The organism is Leisingera sp. ANG-M7, assembly GCF_000813965.1.
In the GTDB taxonomy this organism is placed as follows: Bacteria; Pseudomonadota; Alphaproteobacteria; order Rhodobacterales; family Rhodobacteraceae; genus Leisingera.
Window position 1 is genome coordinate 1 of record NZ_JWLI01000053.1, and the last position, 1,451, is coordinate 1,451.

Consider the following 1,451-nt stretch of genomic DNA (forward strand, 5'->3'; position numbering starts at 1 on the left):
CGCAGGCAAGCTGGCCGACCTGGTGGCCCACTTCAAGACCGCAGGCGGCTGTTCCACGGCGGCCCCGGCAGCCCCGGCGAAACCCGCCGCTGCTCCGGCCCTGGCACCAACTGCCCATGGCAGCGATGACTGGGACATGCAGCCCGCGCCGCAACTGGCCGCAGTGGCACCATCAGATGGCAACGCCGCCCGCGACCTATGGCAGGATTTCTGACTGGTCCGCGAAGACGTAAAGACAAAAACGCCCGGGGAAAATTCCCCGGGCGTTTTCATCTTGTAGCAGGCGGGCTGGGCGCTGGCCGGCAGATTGAAAGCGGTTCAATCAAAATGCGGCGAGAAACTCCGGCAATACGGCGTGAAAGCGCAGGCAGCGCTTTGCAGGGTAGGGGTTTGTTAGAAACTGCGGCTTAAACAGGCAGGCAATAGACCTGCAATGAAGGCTCTGATTACATGTCCAGAATACCCGCTTTTCTCTACCGCTTGCCTGTCCGCATCTACGCGCTTTCGGCGCTTGCGCTGTCGCTGATGGCGCTGCTGACTTTCCTGCTGCTCTCGCAGTCCGTTAAAAACGCTTATGAGATGCGCTATACCGAGCTGCACAACGTCACCGACACGGCCGTCAGCCTGCTGCACGACCTGGAGGAAGGGGTTCAGTCCGGCCGGTTCACGGAACAGGAGGCCCGTGACATCGGCCGCGAGCGCCTGACCGCGCTGCGCTTTGGCGATTCGGGGTATGTCTTTGTTTTCGATCACGATCTGGTGGTCCAAGCACACCCGGTTGTGCCGGACTGGGTTGGCACCAACCAAGGCGCTTATGAGGATGTGACCGGCATCAAGGTGTTCCAGGAGCTGGAGAAGATCGCTGCCGCCAAGGGGGCAGGGGAGCTGACCTATTTCTTCAAGAAACCCGATTCGGAGGTGATGGAAGCCAAGATCGGCTATGTGCAGGCCTATAAACCCTGGGGCTGGATCATTGGCACTGGCGCCTATGTGTCGGACATCGAGGCCGACGTTGCAAAGATGCGCAATGAGGCGCTGATCGTTCTGGGTATCAGCCTGGTGGCGCTGATGGTTGCCGCCTATTTCATCACCCGCAGCGTAACCGGCCCGCTGACCGGTCTGAAGAACCGGATGCAGACGATGGCCGATGGAGACACCAGCAGCGAAATCCCCTCGGCAGAGGCGCGCAGCGAACTGGGCGAGATTGCCCGGAGCGTCGATGTCTTCCGTGAGGCGCTGATCCGGCAGCAGGAGCTGGAAGACGCGGAGCATGCGCTGAACGAGAAGCGCAGCAAGGTGGTGGCGGCGCTCAGCAGTAAGCTGTCGGCGCTGTCGCAGGGCGATTTGACGGCGCAGATCACCGAGACCTTCCCTCAGGATTACGAACAGCTGCGCCAGGATTTCAACACCACCGCGCAAAACCTCAGCGCGACGGTGGAGCAGGTGATCGC

Annotated in this window: 1 protein-coding gene and 1 pseudogene; both read left to right on the forward strand. The window is 61.2% G+C overall.

Annotated elements, in window-relative coordinates; translation table 11 throughout:
* Nucleotides 1-214: pseudogene (locus RA26_RS21935) on the forward strand (methyl-accepting chemotaxis protein); the annotation flags it as partial.
* A gap of 236 nt (nt 215-450) precedes the next feature.
* Nucleotides 451-1,451: cache domain-containing protein (locus tag RA26_RS21940; protein WP_152612692.1), on the forward strand; the 1,001-nt coding region annotated here is incomplete at its 3' end.